This is a genomic window from Trichormus sp. NMC-1, from assembly GCF_001858025.1.
Lineage (GTDB): Bacteria > Cyanobacteriota > Cyanobacteriia > Cyanobacteriales > Nostocaceae > Anabaena.
Genome location: NZ_LZQD01000001.1, coordinates 619501 through 640931, shown reverse-complemented (window position 1 = coordinate 640931; position 21431 = coordinate 619501). Strand labels below are relative to the sequence as shown.

The following is a 21431-nucleotide window of genomic DNA, read 5'->3' as shown; positions in this document are numbered from 1 at the left end:
GTAGGATAATCCCCAGTCCGATCAAGTGAAACCAGAAGCTATGACTATTCCCCCAATTCCTATTAATTGGCCGATTCTGCTGCAACAATTATTAGATCGCCAATCATTATCCCGTACTCAAGCAGCAGTATTGATGCAAGGATGGATAAATGAAGCGATTCCCCCAGAGTTATCGGGAGCAATTTTAACAGCGCTGCACTTTAAAGGTGTAACTGTGGAAGAGTTGACAGGAATGGCTGAAGTATTAAAATCTCTGTCTGCTGTACCGACAAATAAGGGTGGGGATACCCCGCCCCTACGGCTTATTGATACTTGTGGAACAGGTGGGGATGGGGCATCAACGTTTAATATTTCCACAGCAGTTGCTTTTGTTGCGGCGGCGGCTGGTGTGCCTGTTGCTAAACATGGTAGTCGTTCTGCCTCTAGTTTAACTGGAAGTGCTGATGTTTTAGAAGCGTTGGGAGTCAATTTAAGTGCTTCTAGCGAGAAAGTGCAAGCAGCAGTCCAAGAAATCGGAATTACCTTTTTGTTTGCCCCTGGTTGGCATCCAGCACTAAAGGCAGTTGCACCAATACGGAGAAATCTAAAAGTACGGACAGTGTTTAATTTACTTGGCCCCTTAGTAAATCCCTTGCGTCCGACTGGGCAAGTAATTGGAGTATTTGATCCCAAATTGATAGAAACGATCGCACAAACCTTAAACCAGTTAGGAACGCAAAAGGCGATTGTACTGCATGGGCGAGAAAAATTAGACGAAGCGGGGTTAGGCGATATCACAGACTTAGCCGTCTTAGCTGATGGTGAAGTGCAGCTAACAACTGTAAATCCTCAAGAAATTGGAATCACACCTGCGCCCATTACAGCCTTAAAAGGTGGGGATGTCCAAGAAAACGCCCAAATTCTCAAAGACGTGCTGAAAGGAAAAGGGACTCAAGCCCAACAGGATGCGGTAGCGCTGAATGCGTCATTGGCATTGCAAGTGGCTGGTGTAGTTCCCCTGCTGAACCATACTCAAGGAGTAACATTGGCTAGGGAAATTCTACAAACCGGTAGCCCTTGGACAAAGTTGGAACAGTTAGTTGAATTCCTGGGGGATTAATTTCTGAGTGGGTTTGGGGTCGAAATTCGACAACATTGCGTTTGATAGTAACGTCGTAGTTGCCAAAAAAATCATGTCCTAACAATCCTGTTTCTAATTCTGTACCAGCGATCGCTACTGGGACTTGATTTACCATTACCCCGCCCACTTCCATCGAATCCAGATAGCCAACCGGGAATTCCACAGCTTTGGAACTAACAGTGTTGGCTTTAGCTGTCCCCACGGGAACTACACCCAAAGCATTCGCTATCTCTTGAGTGATCACAGTGCCACTAGCCCCCGTATCAACAATCATCTCAAATCGCTGTCTACCATTAAAAGTAACTTCCACAATCGGTGTGCCAGCAATTCGCCGCTTAATTGGTGCTACGAATACCTCATGATTTTGGCCGGAGATTTCCGATGAGGGGAAAACAGGCTGTGGTGGTGGTAATTGCGGTTTTTGTCTAGTAGAAGCAAGACTTGAGTTACTTGGTGTTTTCGGTTTTATTTGGGGAACAACAACAACCCTTTGGGGTTGAGTCACTGAAGATGCGAAACTGCTAGGGTTAGCTTTCTGTTGTGCTAACTGAATTTGACCCTTGTATTCGGCGATTTTTCTTTGAGCAAAGGGAAAATTAGGACTGTCTCGGCGTACCTGTCTCATGAGAGCGATCGCATCATGAAACTGACTTGCTACTAAATTCCAATCATCCGTTGATTGAGCAGATTGACTGATAGTCAAACCACTGGTAGCTTTATCCAGCGCCGATTCCAAAACATTTGGGTCAATTTCCGACGGTTCTAACGGCTGTGGTTTTGGGTTAGCTTGTAGTGATGCTGGCTTTTTTGCAGGTGGCTGTATTGCTGCCAGATTACCAAGAGGCACAGATTGCTGTTGACTACCAGTCGTCGTTGTCTGTTTGTCTTCACCACAGGCAACAGTGAAAACCGCTAGACTACTGGAGAGGATAATTAGGGCTGTGCGGGATAAAAAAGGCTGAAGCATAATGACTTTTCGGTTTAACCGCCCTGGCTCTATCCCAGTGTAGCGCCCCCACCGAATTAAATATGGTTTAAGTTTAATCATTTTCAAACCAAGATTTTCAATAAGATTTTTTTGTATTTTTGTATACACATATATTATTTTTTTGTAAAGGATTGTATACTAATTACAGGAAGTTTCTTACTTTCTGATGAATATATAAATATTTATGTCTAGTTATGTCTGGCATTACCAGATATTACCCGTGGAGAGTCATATTCTCTAGAAAGGTATTTAAGGTTGTCATTTATATACAAGTAGAGGTATTACCTGTGTCTAGTGCAGTTTTAATTGATTTTGAGCAAATTTATCAAGTTCGGGGCAATAAAGTTAGTTCATCTGCACAATTTGATGAATATGCCTCATATTTTAAACAAGCTTCTAGGGAGATTAAGGCTGAGTGGAACAATTTTTCTTCTGAACAACGTGATGCATTAAGAGATTTTGCCTACTCTTTAATTGAGTCAACGGAAGAAGTTACAGGGTTTTTGGATATCCTCAAAGCAAAAATTTATTTGCTCTTTTTGAATCTTACTTCCCAAAGAGAATCTTATGATGCTTGTATTGATGCTATTGATTTCTTAGTTGATACAATTCTTGATTGTATTGAGCAGAATGATCCCGAATATCAGGCTGTTTTATCTGATACTTTAGAGGAATTGCGTTTAAATTACGAACGTATTCCAGAAGTAAAGCCGGAGGATAGTAGTGCCTGGTTGCGAAACATATTCGATAAGGCCATTGCAGAAGTTTGAGCTTAGTCTTGCTAGGCTTGTTAAAACTCACTACAAAAAAACAAAAGAGCTAGAGATTCATTTGAGGTTTTGATAAAGACCTATATAGATACCCTTGCCCAAGATCCCCTTTTTGATGATTCAGATAGCGAGAACTTTCCTAAAGGTGCTTACAAACCAGATTTTGAATTTAGAAAAATTCGGTTTTTGATGCCGGAACTTCAAGGTGCTTCTCGTAAAGGCCGATTTATGTATGTTGTTCATCAAGCTTCTTGCTCTGTTTATCCGGTATGGGTCTATACGCACGAAGAATACCCTAAAAGACCTAGTGATCAGGAGTTGAAAGAGCAACTTGCAATTATAGAAATGAATATTGTAGATGTAGAGTATCCACCAGAATAAACCATGAGAAAATATAATTTTGTAGTCTTATAAAGAACTAAATTTAAATTATAGAAGAGAGAAAACCCTCTTCTGGCTCCAATTACCAATTACCAATAACCTATGTCTGATGCAATACCCGCTCTACTTGTCTTAGCAGATGGAACTGCTTATCACGGTTGGTCTTTCGGTGCTACGGGAACTGCCATCGGTGAAGTGGTGTTCAACACGGGCATGACCGGATATCAAGAAGTGTTAACTGATCCGAGTTACACTGGTCAAATTGTCATTTTTACCTATCCTGAATTAGGCAACACTGGGGTCAATCCCGAAGATGAGGAATCAGCTAAACCTCAAGTGCAGGGTGCGATCGCTCGCAATATCTGTCACAAACCAAGTAATTGGCGCTCCACACAATCCCTACCAGACTACCTAAAAAAACACCAAGTCCCCGGTATATATGGCATCGATACCCGCGCCCTGACTCGCAAAATTAGGATGTTTGGCGCTATGAACGGTGGCATTTCTACATCCATTTTAGATGAATCAGAATTGTTGGAACTGGTGCAAGCTGCTCCCAACATGACGGGATTAAATTTGGTGCGGGAAGTCACCACATCAAAAGTTTATGAATGGTCAGAGGCCACCACTGCGGCTTGGGAATTCAACTCAGAGGCTGTGGCTAAAATTGGCGAAACTTTCACCGTTGTCGCCCTAGATTTTGGTGTTAAACGGAATATCTTGCGCCGTTTAGCCAGTTATGGTTGTCGGGTGATAGTTGTCCCTGCCGATACATCTTCTGAAGAAATCCTCAACTACAATCCAGATGGTATTTTTCTCTCTAACGGTCCCGGCGATCCAGCCGCAGTCACAGAAGGTATTAGCACCGCTAAAGCCCTGCTGGCAAGCGAAAAACCCATGTTTGGTATTTGTATGGGACACCAAATTTTAGGTCATGCTCTAGGAGCAGAAACCTTTAAACTTAAATTTGGGCATCGTGGTTTAAATCAGCCAGCGGGTTTACAACAACGAGTAGAAATTACTAGCCAAAACCACAGTTTTGCTATTGATCCGGATTCCTTACCGTCAGCAGTTGTAGAGGTTAGTCACCTGAACTTAAACGATCGCACCGTGGCAGGGGTACGTCACAAGTCTCTACCTGTATTTTCGGTACAATATCACCCAGAGGCTAGTCCGGGACCTCACGATGCTGATTACTTATTTGAGCAATTTGTGCTAGAAATGCAAACAGCACGCCAAGCTGCGATCGCTTAGGTGAAGTAAAAATAAAAAAATGTCTCGATGGGTCACTAGATGAGGAAATAAATTTTAGAGTTTAGAGTTTAGATTTGAGATTGAAGTTAACTAACATCCCAAATCCAAAATCTAAAATCCAAAATCCAATACCCAAACTAGACAATTTACGCCAAAACCATCTATACTTGAGCGTTTACTTTCAGTTCCAAGGACGAGGAGGGAATTATTGCTGAACCACTAAATCTAACCGTGAGCCTGAGAGGCACTCGCGAAACCCGGGATAACTGTCAGCTATTCCGCCTCACAGGTTTGTTAGACGCTTTTTCTGAGCCGACATTTCGCAAGGTACTGGGCAGTAAGATTGACGAAGGTCCAAAGCACATCATTCTGGATCTCTCACAAATTGACTTTGTTGATAGCTCTGGTTTAGGTGCGCTGGTACAGTTGGCCAAGCAAGCTCAAACCGCTACAGGCACTTTGCAAATTGTCACCAATGCTCGTGTCACTCAAACGGTCAAGCTTGTTCGCTTAGAGAAGTTTCTCGCCCTTCAATCCACGGTTGAGGCGGCTCTAGAAAACATCAAGTCATCTTGATTGCTTGACCAAAGAAAATCAATTTGGCTATCCAGATTCAACATCGGATAGCTTAATTTTTAACAATTGGGCAAAAAACCTCTCTCCTTGTGGGAGAGTTGAAGAAGACACGGGGACACGGGGACACGGGGATAACCTCACCGCGTCGCCGCGTCTCCCACTCTGGAGCGTCCTCTTCGGTAAAAAAATTATCTGAGCCACTAGTACCGTTTTCTCGGAATTCAAAATTCAAAATTCAAAATTTAAAAAGTAGATGACGCAAGCTTTTTAGGATTTTTAAACGGGTTAGGTGACTCATGCCGTTGTGTACTAGTGGCAATGAAGCGCTATGCAACAAAAATCAAATAGGAATTCCATCTGCTAAAAGTTATATGTTTGAAAGTTCAATTAAGATTTATACTAGTTATCCCAGGAAAATTATAGAATTGGCAGACTAAGTTTGAATAATGACGAGTTACGCGTAAACCCCGCGAAGTACGTTGAAAGGTTTTTGTGTCCAGATACCTCTGGATGTCAAATTCCAATCGCCAAGAATAAACAAAGATTTAGTAATTTTTACTAGTGTTATATATTCTCAGTACATCAGCAACTGATAATTCCCACAAAAAAATGTGGGCGAAAATAATCCACCCAAAGTCAGTCAAGGAATGATTAACTTGTGAATTCACAGGAGGAACAGCGATTAAATCAAGAAGATGAATCTACCATAGAAGATTCATCAGAGATAACAGAATTGTTAGTAAAGACAGCAGCATTATCCCAGCAAATATCCCCGGCACAAATTAAACAGATTTCTCCTTTGGCTTTGGCTTACTTGGGGGATGCAATTTACGAACTTTATGTTAGAATGTATTACCTGTGGCCACAGCAGCGGTCAGAACTTTACCATCGTTCGGTAGTGGCGCAGGTCAGAGCGGAAACACAAGCGCTACATTTGCGATCGCTGATTCCTCACTTGAGGAGTAACGAGTTAGAAATTGTCCGTAGAGGTCGCAACGCTGTTACAAGCCGTCCTAAGCGACTTAATCCCGAAATTTATCAACAAGCAACTAGTCTAGAAACTTTAGTTGGCTACCTATACCTGACCGATCATCCACGTTTAACGGAACTATTACAAAAACTCCATCTAGAGAGATAGTTAGTAGCTACATCTGCTGATAGGAAAATCTGTCGTCATAGTTCATTAAATTTGAGATCATCGTGATGCTCACCCATTTGTTCACATCAAATACTTCCATGACAAATCAACCAAGAAAAATCAATACTGCTAGTGAACCCAAACGTGGACAACCCGTGAAAATTAAGGGTAAACGCGTTATTGCTAACCCGATTCGCCATCAAGCCAAGGGCGAAAGCAAACCCATCTCTAGTAAACCACGAATATCTCATCACCTTTCCCTGCCTTCCCCAGTCATCAAACCCGCAGAAGATCAAGATAAAGATCATGATCTCATTTACGGTCGTCATCCAGTATTAAGTGCGTTGGAAAGTCAGCGCAATCTCAACCGCATCTGGATTACTACTCGCCTTCGCTATGACCATCGTTTTCATCATTTGATTCTCCAAGCTAAAGAAAATGGCTCAGTGATTGATGAAGTTGAGCCTAAACGGTTAGACCAAATCACTGAAGGGGCTAATCACCAAGGTATAGCAGCCCAAATTGCTCCTTACGCCTACATAGAAATAGAAGATTTAATTGAACAGACAAAATCTGTCTCAGATCCTGTAATTGTTGTCGCTGATGGGATCACTGACCCCCATAACTTGGGTGCCATTATTCGTACAGCCGAAGCCATAGGCGCTCAAGGATTAGTTATTCCCCAAAGAAGGGCTTCGGGGATCACTTCCACTGTGGTGAAAGTGGCGGCAGGTGCTTTAGAAAACTTTTCCGTTTCCAGAGTCGTTAATCTCAGCCGTGCTTTAGAACAACTCAAAGAAGCTGGGTTTTGGATTTATGGAACTGCTGCGGCAGGTAGCGAACCTTTGCATACAGTAACTTTCAGTGGCCCTAGTGTTTTGGTAATCGGTGCTGAAGGCGAAGGTCTTAGTATGTTGACACAACGTGGTTGCGATGTTTTAGTATCCATACCCTTACAGGGTAAGACTCCCAGCCTGAATGCATCGGTGGCAGCGGGTATGGCGCTTTATGAAATTTATCGCCAACGTTCGTTAAATACTCACTATCTTGATAAACTACGTACAATTTCTTTGAAAAAATAGGCCGAAAAGAGTATAAAGAAATGTAACAGAGAATAAATCCAACATATTGTTGAACACCCTGTAATACGTTTATAAACTGGTGAAAACCATGAAAACAATTTGGCATAACTTTAAAGAAGGACTGATTAGTTTATCCAACGGTTTAGGATTAGCTTGGTGGGTAGAGATTGTTACCCAGAATCCCCGTTGCACATACTATTTCGGTCCATTTCTAAGCTCAGTAGAGGCGGTATCCGCCAGCAAAGGCTACGTAGAAGATTTGGAAATTGAAGAAGCTCAAGGCATTATAGTCAATGTCAAGCAGTGCAAACCTTATGTTTTGACTATTGCTGAAGACTTGGGGGAAAGGATTGACCGTAAAGTAAAGCCTGCCTTTAGCGGTCAAGTTTAAAAGTAATCATTAGGCGGTCATCTTTCTCAGACTGGTTCTGGGAACGATGACAATAACAATTCAAAATTCAAATCAAAATTCAAAGTCTAAACTTTAATTACCTGTGGGTGGGCTTCCAACCAACCATCAATATCAGATAACAACTCTTGGGGAGTTTCCCAAGGGAAAAGATGGGCTGTGTTGGGATAACATTGCCACTGAGAATTTTTAAGATGTCGCGCTGTTTCTAAACTAGAATCAGCTGTAATGTGACGATCTTGGGAACCAGCAAGTACCAAACTGGGGCATTCGATATGTCTTAGGTCTGGAAGTCGGTTATACCCTGCTTTAATGGCGCTATAGAGGGCGCTGGTAGCATGAGTTGAGGTTTGTAAATAGGCTTCTATAGTTTCTTTGGCGATGTAGCTGTAGGCTGCGGGTGTGTGTTGTTGGATTAAGTAGCGAAAGAGCGATCGCTTGCCAAAAGTTTCAATATTCCACTGCCAACCAGGTTTGACATAATTTAATAACCCCGCAATAGCGGTATAGACATTATCCTGCAAAGAAATAGGGGGATGATTACCCCAAGGTCTAGCTGAGGTTGCTACTAAAATTAGCCCAGTGACACGCTGTGGGAGGCGGAGTGCCAATTCCATCGCCAAAATACCACCAAGTGACCATCCCAATATTAGACATTTTTCAATTTGAAACTGGTCTAGAAGAGCTTCTAAGTCATCTAAATGGTTATGCATTTCAAATTTGCTATGGCAGCGACTTTTGCCGTATCCTCGCAAATCTGGAGCAAATGTTTGAAAGCGTTTTGATAAATGATTTGTAAACAGAGAAAGATTACGACCAGTTCCAGGATGACCATGTAAACCCAGAACAGGAAATCCTTGACCTTGAATGTAAACATTCAGAGGTACAGATTTAGTATGATAGCGATCGCTCATGACTTGCCACTACTCCTGTTTATTTTTCGATATAGCCGCCTGCATAAGTAATTACACACATATTTCTATAGGATTTATGAGAACCGTAAGCGACACCAGTCACCTTAAAAGCCGGGTTAAAAATGTTTTTTCGATGACCGCGAGAGGGTACACCATCATCAATAATTAATTGCATGACGATATCTTGTCCATTGTTGATACCATAGCTGATGTTTTCCCCAGCAGTGGTTTGCCATTTACCATAACGATTAATGCGACTAGCAGAAGTACTACCATCGCTACCATTATGTCCTGTATAACCTTTTACTCCTTGGTCTTTGACGTGATCTCTAGCACCTAAAGACATTCCCTTAGAGGCTTTTAATGTACCTACAGGGCGGACTGATTTGAGAAATGCGATCGCTTCATTGACTGGTTTTACCCCTTCCTGAGTAATTAAATAGGTATTATTAGAAATTTTGACTTTATTACCCTCAAAGCGTTTTTTATAGTTTTCTAAGATGGGTAAATATGACTGAGGATTAGTTCTGACTTTGTTAGTTTCATCAATCACTTGTTGTTCTAACGATGACAAGTAACTGTTCTTTGCTAACAAAGTCGAATTATTCTTCTTAACTATATTTGGAGCCAATTGTGCTATTGATGGTCTAGATTGCAGCAGTTGATCATAAAAACTAGCTCCCAGAGTAATCGGCAAAAATATCCAAAATCCCAATTTACGCATTTAATAACCTCACGATTTTATGGCAAACAATTTTTATGTTAAGAGATTAACCAACACCTGAGACAAGTTCTGAAAAGCCCCACTCTTCCCAAGTGAGGGCATGGTGACTATTATATATAAAGGATAAAGTGTGATACCTTTTTTCTTATGAAGTTGCATAAAATCAGATTTCCAGGACAACAACTATCTATAGATATAGATATAGATATCTGTAGGGTATTTTCTCCAAGAGTACGCAAATAGATACCAGATGAATTCATGGATTATCTGATTTTGTGCAACCTTATATTAAATTGGTATTACTTCTGACTTGTCAATATATTCTCGATTTCTGATAGCTGAACTGGCCCAGAAAAATTCTGACTATTGATTATGAAGGAAGGTGTGCCAGCAAGTCCCAATTTATAAGCCATTTCCAGGTCTTTTTCAATTGCTTGATTAGCTCGATTTTGATCAGTTTTAAATTTTGCTAAATCCAACTTGAGATTTTTAGCAATATCTAAATACAAAGTCTCACCTAGTTGCTTCTGATTAGTAAAGAGGGCATCATGATATTGCCAAAATTTACCTTGTTGAAATGCCGCCCAAGCTGCTTTTGCCGCTGGTAAAGCTTGCTCATGAATTTGGCTCAATGGCAAATGTTTATATACTAAAGTAAATTGATTTGGATACTTTACTAACAAGTCTTTGAGTTTTGTATGTGCTTCTGCACAATAGGGACATTCAAAATCAGAAAACTCTATCAACACAGTTTTTAATTGAGTTGAACCTGTGGTGGGAGAATCACCTATTATCTCTTGAGGATTAGTTTTGAAATTCTGTAAAAACTCCTGCCTTGCTTGCTGTACTTTTTGCTGCTGTTCCTGTTGATAGGTTTGCACAGATTCGATAATTATCTCTGGGTGTTTGCGGATAATTTGTAGTACTTGCTGTTCTAGTTGGGGATCGATTTTGGTATCAGCTTGAGCAGGAAGTGACCAGCAAAGACTCAAACACAGTAAGCTACAAATTACCCAGATACGCAAGAGTTTAAAAATATTGAACATGGGAAAATAAAATACTAGAAAAATTCTGACTATTTTAGTATCGCTGATAATGAGTTACAAAACATAGTGATGATATATCTAAGAGGATGTCTTAAAAGTTTTCGGCGAATATAATAGAGCCTCCGGCTCCCGTAAGGGATACACTACTACACAAGCTAAGTCCACTTGCTTGGACTAATGAAAAATTAAGGGTTTCAAACCTGCGTAGGCAGGTTTTGTCAGTGTAGGCGTGATTTCTAATCGCCCAAGTTAGACTTTTAAAACATCCTAAATCATTGAGTAAAGCTTCATAATTTTCCCAATTAACGCCGGTAATTGTTTGCCGTGCTTCGGGATCTTCGGCTGGCAATAGTTCAGATAATTCTTGAAGTAAAAGCATAGAATTTCTTAAAACCGAATTATTGCTAACTTAATTATATTCTAATTTATCTAATTTCCAGATCCCCGACTTCTCAAAGAAGTCGGGGATCTATTTCAAAAATTGTAAATAAATGTAAAGCTACTGGCAAATAAAATCTTCATAGAATTAGCGTGATCTAATCCAGTCCGTCACGTGCTGCGGTAGTCTAGATAGATGTTAATTTATTGCCTGGTTTGACATATAGTTTTATGACTTCAGTTTCTAGTCCTGCACGCACTATTCGTATTGGTTCACGCAAAAGCCAACTAGCTCTAGTTCAAACATACTGGGTACAAGCGCAACTCCAGAAAAGCTTTCCCGACATTACTTTTGAAGTCCATACTATGTCTACCCAAGGGGACAACATCTTGGATGTAGCATTGGCCAAAATTGGCGATAAAGGACTATTTACCAAAGAACTGGAATTGGGCATGATCAATAATGAGATTGATTTTGCTGTTCATTCCCTCAAGGATCTACCCACGAACTTACCCCCAGGTTTAACATTAGCAGCTATTACAGAACGGGAAAACCCCGCAGACGCGGTGGTGCTACATGAAAAGCATAAAGGTGAGCAAATCGAGACTTTACCAGCAGGTGCGGTGATTGGTACTTCTTCCCTGCGAAGACTGGCACAGTTACGCCATAAGTTCCCTCATTTTACATTTAAAGATGTTCGGGGCAACTTGATTACACGCATGGCAAAACTGGATAAAGGTGAATATGATGCTTTAATTTTAGCGGTAGCTGGTTTAGAAAGATTGGAAATGAGCGATCGCATTCACCAAATTCTTCCCCCAGAAATCTCCCTCCATGCAGTCGGACAAGGGGCTTTGGGCATAGAATGCCGGGCAGATGACACCGAAGTAATTTCCTTACTGAAAGCCATTGAACACCCACAAACACGCGATCGCTGTTTGGCTGAAAGATCATTTTTAAGAGTTTTAGAAGGCGGTTGTCAAGTTCCCATTGGTGTAAATACAGAAATTAATGGTGATGAATTAACACTAAAAGGTCTAGTTGCCAGTGTTGATGGTCAACGACTCGTTAAAGATACTGTTAGCGGTGCTGCTGCTGAGGCTGAAAAATTAGGAGCAGAACTAGCCAGTATTTTACGTCAACAAGGTGCTACAGAAATTTTGGAGGAAATCTTTACCGATATCCAACGCGGTGCATAAGGTGATAGGTTATACACAATAGGTAACAGGCAAAACAAAAACTTGAGATTTGAGATTTGAGTTAATAAATCCAAAATCGTAAGTATTCAGGATAGAGAATACTCCGATTCAGGAGAATAAAGGCTTTTTTAGTCAACTTTGATGATTTGGATAAAATCTCACTTCTCTCTATTCTTCATTTCATAAGCATTCTGAACCAAAGGTCTGCGAAGCGTCTCCTGACTCCTGTACGGGCGTATTGCAATACGCCCCTTCTGACTCCTGAATTCTTACCCAAAATCCAAAATCCAAAATCCAAAATCCAATCACCATGAAAATTTTATTTGTTGCAGCAGAAGCTGCCCCCATTGCTAAAGTTGGCGGAATGGGTGATGTTGTAGGTGCATTACCCAAATTTTTAAGAGAAATGGGTCATGATGTCCGCATATTTTTGCCTTACTATGGCTTTCTCCCAGACAAAATGGAGGTTCCTAAAGAACCTGTATGGCGCGGATATGCCATGTTCCAGGAGTTTGCAGTTTACGAAAGTGTTCTGCCTGGTACTGATGTTCCATTATATTTATTTGGACATCCATCTTTCCTACCTCGCCGTATTTATTCGGGAGAAGATGAAGATTGGAGATTTACCTTATTTTCCAATGGTGCAGCGGAATTTTGCTGGAATTACTGGAAACCGGAAGTTGTCCATTGTCACGATTGGCACACAGGAATGTTGCCAGTATGGTTGAACCAATCTCCAGATATCACCACTGTCTTTACCATTCATAACCTGGCATATCAAGGGCCGTGGCGTTGGTATTTGGAGAAAATTACTTGGTGTCCCTGGTATATGCAAGGACACAACACCATGGCCGCAGCAGTGCAGTTTGCCAACAAGGTGAATACAGTTTCTCCGACTTATGCGGAGCAAATTAAAACACCTGCTTACGGAGAACAAATCGAAGGTTTGTTGTCTTTTATTAGCAGTAAGTTATCAGGGATTATCAACGGTATAGATACTGAAGTTTATAACCCCGCCAATGATAAATACATCACCCAAACTTTCACCACCGATACCCTAGACAAACGCAAAGCTAACAAAATTGCCTTGCAAGAAGAAATGGGTTTAGAAGTTAACTCTGGTGCCTTCTTGATTGGCATGGTAAGTAGGTTGGTAGAACAAAAAGGTCTGGATTTGGTTTTACAAATTTTAGACCGCTTTATGGCTTATACAGATGCTCAATTTGTCTTGTTGGGAACAGGCGATCGCTATTATGAAACCCAAATGTGGCAACTCGCATCTCGCTACCCTGGACGTATGGCAACTTATTTGCTCTATAACGATGCCCTTTCTCGTCGCATTTACGCTGGTACTGATGCCTTCTTAATGCCTAGCCGTTTTGAACCTTGCGGTATCAGTCAAATGATGTCTATGCGTTATGGTTCTGTACCAATTGTCCGTCGTACAGGTGGATTAGTGGACACCGTATCACATTACGACCCAGTAAATGAGGCAGGTACTGGTTATTGCTTTGACCGTTATGAACCCTTAGACCTTTTTACCTGCATGATTCGTGCTTGGGAAGGTTTCCGTTTCAAACCGCAATGGCAAGAATTACAAAAACGCGGCATGAACCAGGACTTCAGTTGGTATCGTTCTGCCAAGCAATACGATAAACTGTACAGATCAATCTACGGTTTGCCAGAAGAAGAGCCAGAGTCAATATTAACCGAGGCTATACCCAATTAAGATGAAGCTGCATAGAATAAGAGATAAAGGCTAATTGACCGCAGATATGGACTCCCTTTAGACATAGCAGTGAAAATTAAATGTTCATTTCCTAGTAGAGACGTTCCATGGAACGTCTCTACATTCTTTTCTGGAGATATCTTTTAGGTGGCTTCTCGTATCGCCAAAAGCGAGGCTAACGCCAACGCGCAGCGTCTCGTTCACGTAGTGTCTCCGACAGGAGAAGAGAAGATTAAGCAGATAAATCAATGGATTTCATGATTCTATGCAGCTTCGCATAAAATTGGCAATTGCTATATTTTGGCAGCAGAATGTCTTTCCATCGCTAATTGAATTAATTGATCTACAAGTTGGGGAAAGGGAACACCAGTATTAGCCCAAAGTTGAGGATACATACTTGTGGCTGTAAACCCTGGTAAGGTATTAATTTCGTTAATTAAGATTTCTCCGGTAGCTTCTACATAGAAAAAGTCTACTCTCGCTAAACCAGCAGCGTCAACGGCTGCAAAGGCTTGTAATGCCATTTCTTGAATTTGCTCGACAATTGCTTTTGGAAGATGTGCAGGAATGAATAAATCGGCTTTACCTTCGGTGTATTTAGTTTCGTAATCGTAAAAATCACTATCAAAAGTAATTTCGCCAATTACAGAAGCTTTGGGGTTATCGTTCCCTAAAACGGCGCATTCTACTTCCCTGGCTACAACTCCCGCTTCTACTATAATCCGTCTGTCATAAGTGGCGGCCTTATCTAAGGCTGCTTCTAATTCTCGGCGCGATCGCACTTTGGTAATTCCCACCGATGAACCTAGGTTAGCAGGTTTGACAAAACAGGGATAGTCCAATGTTGCTTCAATTTCATCACAGAGTTTGGGAAACACACAAGAATTTGACCAAACTTGCGCTCTCGTTATGGCTTTATATTTTACTTGTGGTAGCCCTGCTTGGGCAAAAGCGGTTTTCATGCCGATTTTATCCATTCCTGTAGCTGAACCTAACACCCCAGAACCCACAAAAGGCTTTTGCATTAAGGTGAGTAAGCCTTGAATTGTACCATCTTCTCCATTAGGTCCGTGGAGAATGGGAAACCACAGATCAATTTGTGCGGTTTGTGGTGGAAATTGCCATAAATTAGGTGTAACGGCGGGATTTTCCATAGCCACACCAGATGTTAAAATTTGCTGTGCAGTTTCCCCAGTTTGCCAAAAGCCATCTTTTTGAATGTAGAAAGGCAGAATTTCGTACTTATTGCTATTGTCTTCTGCACTTAAGGCTTTAGCGATCGCTCTTGCTGAAATTATTGAAACTTCATGTTCTCCAGAACGTCCACCAAACAGCAAGCCTACCCGCAGCTTAGTCATCTTCTCTACCTCGATACTTCTAAAGCAGATAGCGTACCACAAGATATCCAACTTCTCAGAGAAATGCTTCGTCAAATTTTTGACAGTACTAAACTTTATGACTATGATTTTTTTTCATAAATGGTTTAGGATGGCTATGCTAGATATAGGATTAATATTTGATTTTTAAAATATACGTAGGGTGGGCATTATCCAACATAGACCGATTTTGTTGGGTTTAAAAGTTTTTAAATATCAAATATGATGCTTGTAAGTAGGTAAGCAGAATAAAACCCTTTTTCCCCCTGCTAGAAAGCTCCCTGCCTTATCCCAACGACAATTCTTAACGCCTACCTACTTAGTTGGCAGTAATATTTAAAGAAGAAGGAAAAAATGGCTGACAATGCCAAGAATAATCTACCCCACTTTAATAACGCCGCCTTTGATATTGTGGCCATGGCAGCCTCAGCCGGTGGGTTAAATGCTTTGAGTGCCGTACTATCGACGTTACCCGCAGATTTTACAGCTGCGATCGCTATTGTGCAACATCTCGCTCCCCGTCATCCTTCACTGATGGCTGATATTCTGGATCGACGTACCGAGTTGCAAGTCAAGCAAGCAGAAGAAGGAGATCAGCTTACCCCAAGAACAGTTTATATTGCCCCTCCCGACAGACACCTGCTAGTTAACTGTGACGGCACACTTTCTTTATCACAGTCAGAAGTGGTACACTTCTCGCGTCCATCGGCTGATGTATTATTTGAATCAGTTGCAGATAGTTACAAAAACCGTGCTATTGCTGTTGTCTTGACTGGTAGTGGTAGTGATGGAACGATGGGAGTACAAGCAGTGAAAAAAATGGGGGGTACTGTCATTGCTCAAGATGAAAACACGGCTGAATTTTTTGGAATGCCAGGCTCGGCCATTGAAAGCGGTAATGTAGATTTTATTTTGCCCTTAAATAAAATATCACCAGCCCTGGTGAGTTTGGTTATGGATGGTGTTTATAGCAGGAGTCAGTAGAGACGTTTCGGCGAAACGTCTGTACAGGAGTCAGGAGTCAGGAGTAAAACCCTCTTGTAGTGAGATTTTCATTATCAATTGATGTCCTAAGCTAAAAAGCCTATAATTTGCATAGCATGATTTAATGTAACTCTTGTGGGCTAGACATCCTGCCCGTCCTAGATATACAAATTAAAAGCGCAACAGCTTAACCACCCTGGCCACGGCTATAAATAAAAAAAATAAACCAAGAGGATGAATCTACCACAATTAAATTTATCCGCTAATTGGTAATGATTTATGTACTGATTGATTGCTGATTTTTTTATGAATTACATAGAAAAAGATAAAGATCCTGAATTTGAAAATCTACTTGTATATTTGCGGCAAAATCGGGGCTTTGATTTCACAGGTTACAAGTATTCGACTTTGATGCGGCGTATACGCAAGCGAATGCAATCATTGAATTTAGAAGCTTTTGGAAATTACTTAGACTATTTAGAAGTACATCCAGAAGAATTCAATTATTTGTTTAATATTATCTTAATCAATGTCACCAGTTTTCTTCGCGATCCCGTAGCTTGGGAAGCCATAGTTGAGAAAGTTTTGCCTAATATCATCCAAGGCAAGAACAAAACTGACAAAATCAGGATTTGGAGTGCAGGTTGTGCTTCTGGTGAAGAAGCTTACACCATCGCCATGCTGATGACGGAAATGTTGGGGGCTGAAGAATTTCGCAATCGAGTCAAAATCTATGCTACTGATGTAGATGAAGAAGCTCTCAACCAAGGGCGGCAAGCTATATATTCAGCTAAAGATATCCATCTAGTACCACAACACCTACAGAAAAAATATTTTGAAGTTATCAATAACCGTTATGTTTTTCAGCCAGATTTACGCCGTAATGTAATTTTTGGTCGTCATGACTTGTTGCAAGATGCCCCAATTTCTCGCTTAGACCTGTTGGTTGCTCGCAATACATTGATGTATTTTAATTCGGAATCTCAGGGGCGGATTCTGAGAGGGTTTCATTTTGCCTTGAAAGATACAGGTTATCTGTTTTTGGGTAAAGCGGAAATGTTGTTGACGTATGCTAATATGTTTACGCCTTTAGATTTAAAGAACCGTATATTTACTAAAGCATCACAACCTAGTAGACGCGAGCGCCTCTTGTTTATGGCAAATTCGGGAGAAGCGGAATCGAGCTATTTTTTATCTAAGCAAGTGCGTCTGCGAGATTTAGCGTTTGATGCTACACCCATCGCCCAAATAGTCGTTGATACTGATAATAAATTAGTGATGATCAACGAACAGTCCAAAATTTTATTCAATCTCTCAAATAAAGATTTGAATTGCACCTTTCAAGATTTGGAAATATCTTACCGCCCTCTAGAATTGCGATCGCTGATTGACCAGGTTTATAACGAGCGCCGTCCCATCATCATACCTAATGTAACGAGATATTGGTCTAATACTGAAATTCAATCTCTAGATGTGCGAGTTAAACCCTTATTAGATAATAATGATGTAATTTCAGGTGTGAGTATAACCTTTGAGGATGTTACTAGTTATATTCAGCTTCAAGAAGATTTACAACGTTCTAAACAAGAACAAGAGACAACCAACGAAGAACTCCAGTCTACTAATGAAGAATTAGAAACAATGAACGAAGAACTCCAATCTACTAATGAAGAATTGGAGACAATGAACGAAGAAGTCAATTTTACTAACGAAGAATTACAGTCCATTAATGATGCATTAAACCAGAAGACTAGAGAACTAAACCAAACGAATGTTGTTTTAGTCAGCATCCTCAGAAGTCTACAAACAGGCATATTAGTTATCGATCAAAATTTCACTATTTTGGTTTGGAATCATTTTCTTGAAGATATGTGGGGGTTGCGAAACAATGAAGTAGTGGGTAATTCCTTGTTTAGCCTCGATATTGGTTTACCAATCGAGCAATTGCGCTCTCCCATTCTTGATACTCTCTCCAGCAAAGAAGGATTTCAAGAAATGGTTGTAAATGGGATCAACCGTCGGGGTAGACAAATCAAATGTTACGTTTCTATTACTCCTATGTGGGGTACAGATATGAAAGGAGCAGTTGTGATGATAGCAGATGTAGAAGCAGTTAACAGTATGATGTCTAGCGAAGATATTGAAGAACGAAGGCAGCAGAATAACTAGGTCGGCGTATTACGGAGATGGGGAGATGAGGACGCGGGGACGCGGGGAAAATTAAGAATTCCCTGTTAAGAATTCCCTCTCTCAACGAGTAGGGTGGGCATTGCCCACCAAAACCCGCATACGGTGGGCATTGCCCACCCTACGTATAGTTCAAAAATCAAATAGGAGTCCTATACAGCAGATTGCAGATCAATGAGGTACAGAATCTAAATTGAAACCTATACACATTCGCCAGTTTTACTCCTGACTCCTGCTGTAGTTTGGTTTTTTGCGGCAATCTAGTTAAACCATAGAAGCATTTTTACTATGACACAACAAAATCTAGAGCAACTGATGGCAGTAGCTCAAACAAGGCTAGATAATCTGTTAACACGTGCCAATCAACCAGAAGAGCAACGTAGATCACAAGATGCTCACGCAGTTCTTTTAAATGAAGCGATCGCTGAAATTTCTATTTCTTTAGAAGAATTAAACGTATTAGTAGAAGAGCTACAACAGCAAAATGAGGAATTAATCGCTACCCGTCAGCAAGTAGATGCTGAACGCCAACGATACCTAGATTTATTCAACTTTGCCCCCGATGGTTATTTCGTTACGGATGTGGATGGTGTCATCCAAGAAGCGAACTATGTCGCCGCGCAGTTACTGAATGTCCGACATTCTTACCTAATTGGCAAACCACTGACTGTGTTTGTGCATTCACAGGAACGGCAAAACTTTTGCAACTTAATGTTTCAGTTGCAACAAGAAGGTCAAATCCGCATCACCGAGTTACACATATCTCACAATAAAGGTAGCACAGACTTTCCGGCTGAAGTGACGGCAGTTATTGAACGCGATCGCACAGGCAAAGTAACTGGTTTACGCTGGCTGTTACGAGATATTAGCGATCGCAAACAAGCGGAACGGAAAATCCGTGAACAAGCGGCTTTAATTGATGTTGCTACTGATGCTATTTTTGTCTGCGATTTGGAAAACCAGATTTTATTCTGGAGCCAAGGGGCTGAACGCTTATATGGTTGGACGACAGAAGAAAGCTTAAGTAAAACAACTCATGAACTTTTCTACAAAGAATCATTATTGGCAAAGGTACAGGACTAGGGTTGTCAACGGTTTTAGGTATTATCAAGAATCACGACGGCTTTGTGCAAGTATCGAGTCTGGTAGGTAAAGGGACAATATTTCAGGTGTTCTTGCCAACTATAGAACAGTCAGTGACCGAAGAGGACGCGGAGAGGGGAAGACGCGGAGAGATTGTCTCCGTGTCCCCGTATCTTCTTCAAGTGAGGATAGATTGGGAAAAATTTAACTAGTTGAGAGCAATTTTCAATGTTTATCGCCACAACAAAGCATTGTGTATCTATATGTTTATAATTACAATTCTTTATGTTTAATCTCTAACCAGCATCAGAGACTTTAAAATATACGGATAAATGCAATTATGGTCAAGAACTATAGATAGAATGAACAGAGTTAGCCTTAATATCTAATCGCCAGAACCTATACAACTCATGGATTTTGCTAATATTGCATCCCAGTTAAATGCTGGAACGATTTTACCAGAGGGGATTGTAATTATCACCCTCTTGGGGGTTTTGATTGTGGATTTGATTTTGGGGCGTACATCTTCACGCTGGATTGGATATCTAGCGATCGCAGGTTTACTAACTGCAATTGTCGCCCTATGCTTCCAATGGGATGCTACCAATCCTATCGGCTTTACTGGTAGCTTTAATGGAGACGACCTCAGTATTATCTTTCGCGGTATCATTGCTTTGTCTGCCGCTGTGACAATACTGATGTCAATTGGCTACATTGAGCAGAGTGGCACTGCGTTAGCAGAATTCATCGCCATTTTGATGACTGCGACTTTGGGAGGAATGTTTTTATCAGGTGCTAGTGAGTTGGTGATGATTTTCATCTCCTTAGAAACCCTGAGTATTTCCTCTTATTTGTTGACAGGTTATACCAAGCGTGACCCTCGCTCCAATGAAGCGGCGCTGAAATATCTGTTAATTGGAGCTTCCAGTACAGCAGTATTTTTGTACGGTGTATCACTGCTGTATGGTTTATCCGGTGGACAAACAGAACTGAGTGCGATCGCTAATGGTATCGCTGCCGCTAACGTCAGTCAATCTCTTGGTTTTGTCATTGCCCTTGTTTTCGTGATTGCAGGCATTGGTTTCAAAATCTCCGCTGCCCCCTTCCACCAGTGGACACCAGACGTTTATGAAGGCGCTCCCACCCCAGTCATTGCCTTTTTATCCGTTGGTTCCAAAGCAGCAGGTTTTGCTCTTGCTATCCGCTTATTGACAGTAGTTTTCCCCCTCGTCGCCGACGAATGGAGATTTGTGTTCACTGCCCTTGCAGTGCTGAGTATGGTGTTGGGTAACGTCGTTGCTCTAGCCCAAACCAGCATGAAACGGATGTTAGCTTATTCATCCATTGCCCAAGCAGGTTTTGTGATGATTGGCTTAATTGCTGGGACTGATGCCGGATATTCCAGTATGATATTTTACCTACTGGTTTACCTGTTCATGAACCTGTGCGGCTTTACTTGCGTGATTCTGTTTTCTTTGCGGACAGGAACTGACCAAATAGCCGAATACTCAGGTTTGTATCAAAAAGACCCACTTCTCACTTTAGCATTAAGCATCTCTCTCTTATCCTTGGGTGGTATTCCCCCACTAGCTGGGTTTTTTGGGAAGATTTACCTATTCTGGGCAGGTTGGCAAGCCGGTCTTTACTGGTTAGTCTTGCTGGGCTTAGTTACCAGCGTTGTTTCCATCTACTACTACATTCGTGTAGTTAAGATGATGGTAGTCAAAGAACCCCAAGAAATGTCCGACGTGGTGAAAAATTATCCCGAAATCCGTTGGAATTTACCTGGATTTAGACCTTTACAAGTGGGTTTGATCGCAACTTTAATCGCTACTACTGTAGCGGGAATTTTGTCAAATCCGTTGTTTACCTTAGCAAATAATTCAGTTGCGAATACTCCCATATTGCAAGCTGAAAAAATTGCCAGTACTCAAGCAAGTGCAATTATTACTGAACAAGCAGAGTAATTGTCGGTAACAGGTAATAGGAGAACTCCATAGAATGATTGATCCTGTTTTAATGGTTTGTGGAAATTTTCACGCTTACTATTGGATCATGTTTTTTGTGGAGTTCTCTAGGTATAGCCGTGGAC

21 protein-coding genes are annotated in these 21431 nt (G+C 41.2%); 14 read left to right on the top strand and 7 right to left on the bottom strand.

The genetic code is table 11. The features are described 5' to 3' along the window. Positions 1-40: 40 nt before the first annotated feature. A complete protein-coding gene (trpD, locus tag A9Y75_RS02810) occupies positions 41-1099 on the top strand; it encodes an anthranilate phosphoribosyltransferase (RefSeq protein ID WP_071188000.1) in 1059 nt (352 codons plus the stop codon). On the opposite strand, the gene A9Y75_RS02805 is transcribed toward trpD, so the two are convergent. Next, positions 1029-2087 (bottom strand): retropepsin-like aspartic protease, encoded by a 1059-nt coding sequence (locus A9Y75_RS02805; RefSeq protein WP_071188799.1) that lies wholly within the window; start codon positions 2085-2087, stop codon positions 1029-1031. The two genes, trpD and A9Y75_RS02805, sit on opposite strands and share 71 nt — an antisense overlap. 308 nt (positions 2088-2395) lie before the next feature. Between A9Y75_RS02805 and A9Y75_RS02800 the strand changes: the two genes are divergently transcribed. The 7 genes from A9Y75_RS02800 (at position 2396) to A9Y75_RS02770 (ending at position 7700) form a co-directional block, all read left to right on the top strand. Further along, complete coding sequence (locus tag A9Y75_RS02800) at positions 2396-2878, top strand: hypothetical protein (RefSeq protein ID WP_071187998.1); 483 nt, start codon at positions 2396-2398, stop codon at positions 2876-2878. A 69-nt stretch (positions 2879-2947) separates the two neighbouring features. Then, positions 2948-3259 carry a hypothetical protein gene (locus A9Y75_RS02795; RefSeq protein WP_236721313.1) on the top strand — a complete coding sequence of 104 codons (312 nt, stop codon included), beginning with the start codon at positions 2948-2950 and terminating at the stop codon, positions 3257-3259. A gap of 102 nt (positions 3260-3361) precedes the next feature. After that, on the top strand, positions 3362-4513 hold the full coding sequence (gene carA / locus A9Y75_RS02790) for a glutamine-hydrolyzing carbamoyl-phosphate synthase small subunit (protein WP_071187996.1): 1152 nt from the start codon (positions 3362-3364) through the stop codon (positions 4511-4513). A 204-nt stretch (positions 4514-4717) separates the two neighbouring features. Then, complete coding sequence (locus A9Y75_RS02785) at positions 4718-5089, top strand: STAS domain-containing protein (RefSeq protein ID WP_083389470.1); 372 nt, start codon at positions 4718-4720, stop codon at positions 5087-5089. Positions 5090-5747: 658 nt separating this feature from the next. Further along, positions 5748-6227 (top strand): ribonuclease III domain-containing protein, encoded by a 480-nt coding sequence (locus A9Y75_RS02780; RefSeq protein ID WP_071187993.1) that lies wholly within the window; start codon positions 5748-5750, stop codon positions 6225-6227. Between the two features lie 98 nt (positions 6228-6325). Continuing rightward, positions 6326-7309, top strand: coding sequence for a 23S rRNA (guanosine(2251)-2'-O)-methyltransferase RlmB (gene rlmB, locus A9Y75_RS02775; RefSeq protein ID WP_071187991.1), 984 nt, complete (start codon positions 6326-6328; stop codon positions 7307-7309). A gap of 88 nt (positions 7310-7397) precedes the next feature. Next, positions 7398-7700 (top strand): DUF1816 domain-containing protein, encoded by a 303-nt coding sequence (locus A9Y75_RS02770; RefSeq protein WP_071187989.1) that lies wholly within the window; start codon positions 7398-7400, stop codon positions 7698-7700. Between the two features lie 86 nt (positions 7701-7786). On the opposite strand, the gene A9Y75_RS02765 is transcribed toward A9Y75_RS02770, so the two are convergent. From A9Y75_RS02765 to A9Y75_RS29285, 4 genes are all read right to left on the bottom strand, one after another. Beyond that, entirely contained in the window at positions 7787-8632 is an 846-nt protein-coding gene (locus A9Y75_RS02765; RefSeq protein ID WP_071187987.1) for an alpha/beta hydrolase, read from the bottom strand. 19 nt (positions 8633-8651) lie between these two features. Beyond that, the gene (locus A9Y75_RS02760; protein ID WP_071187985.1) at positions 8652-9356 is read right to left on the bottom strand and encodes a CAP domain-containing protein; all 705 of its coding nucleotides are present in this window, start codon (positions 9354-9356) and stop codon (positions 8652-8654) included. Between the two features lie 299 nt (positions 9357-9655). Next, a complete protein-coding gene (locus A9Y75_RS02755; RefSeq protein ID WP_071187984.1) occupies positions 9656-10402 on the bottom strand; it encodes a DsbA family protein in 747 nt (248 codons plus the stop codon). Positions 10403-10493: 91 nt separating this feature from the next. After that, positions 10494-10781, bottom strand: coding sequence for a hypothetical protein (locus tag A9Y75_RS29285; RefSeq protein WP_071187982.1), 288 nt, complete (start codon positions 10779-10781; stop codon positions 10494-10496). 230 nt (positions 10782-11011) lie between these two features. Here A9Y75_RS29285 and hemC point away from each other — a divergent pair, with 230 nt between their 5' ends. Then, on the top strand, positions 11012-11980 hold the full coding sequence (gene hemC, locus A9Y75_RS02745) for a hydroxymethylbilane synthase (protein ID WP_071187981.1): 969 nt from the start codon (positions 11012-11014) through the stop codon (positions 11978-11980). A 180-nt stretch (positions 11981-12160) separates the two neighbouring features. On the opposite strand, the gene A9Y75_RS30015 is transcribed toward hemC, so the two are convergent. Continuing rightward, positions 12161-12292 (bottom strand): hypothetical protein, encoded by a 132-nt coding sequence (locus A9Y75_RS30015; RefSeq protein ID WP_269086258.1) that lies wholly within the window; start codon positions 12290-12292, stop codon positions 12161-12163. Here A9Y75_RS30015 and glgA point away from each other — a divergent pair. Next, positions 12291-13709 (top strand): glycogen synthase GlgA, encoded by a 1419-nt coding sequence (glgA, locus tag A9Y75_RS02740; protein WP_071187979.1) that lies wholly within the window; start codon positions 12291-12293, stop codon positions 13707-13709. The genes A9Y75_RS30015 and glgA overlap by 2 nt on opposite strands. 293 nt (positions 13710-14002) lie before the next feature. Here the strand turns inward: glgA and A9Y75_RS02735 are convergent, their stop codons facing one another. Next, positions 14003-15067, bottom strand: a complete 1065-nt coding sequence (locus A9Y75_RS02735; RefSeq protein ID WP_071187977.1) for a D-alanine--D-alanine ligase family protein — start codon at positions 15065-15067, stop codon at positions 14003-14005. A 372-nt stretch (positions 15068-15439) separates the two neighbouring features. Here A9Y75_RS02735 and A9Y75_RS02730 point away from each other — a divergent pair, with 372 nt between their 5' ends. The 4 genes from A9Y75_RS02730 (at position 15440) to A9Y75_RS02710 (ending at position 21306) form a co-directional block, all read left to right on the top strand. After that, entirely contained in the window at positions 15440-16069 is a 630-nt protein-coding gene (locus tag A9Y75_RS02730; protein WP_071187976.1) for a chemotaxis protein CheB, read from the top strand. A gap of 306 nt (positions 16070-16375) precedes the next feature. Next, positions 16376-18238: a CheR family methyltransferase gene (locus tag A9Y75_RS02725; protein WP_071187974.1), complete on the top strand. Its 1863-nt coding sequence runs from the start codon at positions 16376-16378 to the stop codon at positions 18236-18238. Positions 18239-18544: 306 nt separating this feature from the next. Then, on the top strand, positions 18545-19339 hold the full coding sequence (locus A9Y75_RS02720; protein WP_236721312.1) for a PAS domain S-box protein: 795 nt from the start codon (positions 18545-18547) through the stop codon (positions 19337-19339). Between the two features lie 410 nt (positions 19340-19749). Continuing rightward, positions 19750-21306 (top strand): NAD(P)H-quinone oxidoreductase subunit N, encoded by a 1557-nt coding sequence (locus tag A9Y75_RS02710; protein WP_071187970.1) that lies wholly within the window; start codon positions 19750-19752, stop codon positions 21304-21306. Positions 21307-21431: the final 125 nt, after the last annotated feature.

What these genes read in the sequence shown, in the direction of transcription:
- trpD (WP_071188000.1), top strand. Translation starts at nt 41, where the DNA reads ATGACTATTCCCCCAATTCCTATTAATTGGCCGATTCTGCTGCAACAA.
- A9Y75_RS02805 (WP_071188799.1), bottom strand. Translation starts at nt 2,087, where the DNA reads ATGCTTCAGCCTTTTTTATCCCGCACAGCCCTAATTATCCTCTCCAGT.
- carA (WP_071187996.1), top strand. Translation starts at nt 3,362, where the DNA reads ATGTCTGATGCAATACCCGCTCTACTTGTCTTAGCAGATGGAACTGCT.
- rlmB (WP_071187991.1), top strand. Translation starts at nt 6,326, where the DNA reads ATGACAAATCAACCAAGAAAAATCAATACTGCTAGTGAACCCAAACGT.
- A9Y75_RS02770 (WP_071187989.1), top strand. Translation starts at nt 7,398, where the DNA reads ATGAAAACAATTTGGCATAACTTTAAAGAAGGACTGATTAGTTTATCC.
- A9Y75_RS02765 (WP_071187987.1), bottom strand. Translation starts at nt 8,632, where the DNA reads ATGAGCGATCGCTATCATACTAAATCTGTACCTCTGAATGTTTACATT.
- A9Y75_RS02760 (WP_071187985.1), bottom strand. Translation starts at nt 9,356, where the DNA reads ATGCGTAAATTGGGATTTTGGATATTTTTGCCGATTACTCTGGGAGCT.
- A9Y75_RS02755 (WP_071187984.1), bottom strand. Translation starts at nt 10,402, where the DNA reads ATGTTCAATATTTTTAAACTCTTGCGTATCTGGGTAATTTGTAGCTTA.
- A9Y75_RS29285 (WP_071187982.1), bottom strand. Translation starts at nt 10,781, where the DNA reads ATGCTTTTACTTCAAGAATTATCTGAACTATTGCCAGCCGAAGATCCC.
- hemC (WP_071187981.1), top strand. Translation starts at nt 11,012, where the DNA reads ATGACTTCAGTTTCTAGTCCTGCACGCACTATTCGTATTGGTTCACGC.
- glgA (WP_071187979.1), top strand. Translation starts at nt 12,291, where the DNA reads ATGAAAATTTTATTTGTTGCAGCAGAAGCTGCCCCCATTGCTAAAGTT.
- A9Y75_RS30015 (WP_269086258.1), bottom strand. Translation starts at nt 12,292, where the DNA reads ATGGTGATTGGATTTTGGATTTTGGATTTTGGATTTTGGGTAAGAATT.
- A9Y75_RS02735 (WP_071187977.1), bottom strand. Translation starts at nt 15,067, where the DNA reads ATGACTAAGCTGCGGGTAGGCTTGCTGTTTGGTGGACGTTCTGGAGAA.
- A9Y75_RS02730 (WP_071187976.1), top strand. Translation starts at nt 15,440, where the DNA reads ATGGCTGACAATGCCAAGAATAATCTACCCCACTTTAATAACGCCGCC.
- A9Y75_RS02725 (WP_071187974.1), top strand. Translation starts at nt 16,376, where the DNA reads ATGAATTACATAGAAAAAGATAAAGATCCTGAATTTGAAAATCTACTT.
- A9Y75_RS02720 (WP_236721312.1), top strand. Translation starts at nt 18,545, where the DNA reads ATGACACAACAAAATCTAGAGCAACTGATGGCAGTAGCTCAAACAAGG.
- A9Y75_RS02710 (WP_071187970.1), top strand. Translation starts at nt 19,750, where the DNA reads ATGGATTTTGCTAATATTGCATCCCAGTTAAATGCTGGAACGATTTTA.